The sequence below is a fragment of the Haladaptatus sp. AB618 genome (assembly GCF_024136965.1).
Taxonomy (GTDB): Archaea; Halobacteriota; Halobacteria; order Halobacteriales; family Haladaptataceae; genus Haladaptatus.
In genome coordinates, this window is sequence record NZ_JAMYJX010000035.1 from 1 (window position 1) to 353 (window position 353).

Consider the following 353-nt stretch of genomic DNA (forward strand, 5'->3'; position numbering starts at 1 on the left):
GCTTAAGTCGTAACAAGGTAGCCGTAGGGGAATCTGCGGCTGGATCACCTCCTAACGAACGAGATCAGGCCGACGTGCCTGACTCACTTTGGGATTATCCTCGACGACCTCGACCAGTTTCTGGTCGGGCACCTTTGAACTGCCAGGGTTAACACACACACCTCTCGTCTCACGACGAGGAGGGCCCATAGCTCAGTGGTAGAGTGCCTCCTTTGCAAGGAGGATGCCCAGGGTTCGAATCCCTGTGGGTCCATGTCGTGGGGTGATTCGAATCGTGCCCCTTAAGTGGGTCGCGACAAAAGAATCAATCCCAACAAACCGATGCACCAACCCGTGAAAACGCGGTTGGGAAG

1 tRNA gene and 1 rRNA gene are annotated in these 353 nt (G+C 55.5%); both read left to right on the top strand.

What is annotated here, in order from left to right:
* A 16S ribosomal RNA gene (locus NKF26_RS23985) occupies positions 1-53 on the top strand; the annotation flags it as partial.
* 128 nt (positions 54-181) lie between these two features.
* Positions 182-253: transfer RNA gene (locus NKF26_RS23990), tRNA-Ala, on the top strand.
* Positions 254-353 lie beyond the last annotated feature (100 nt).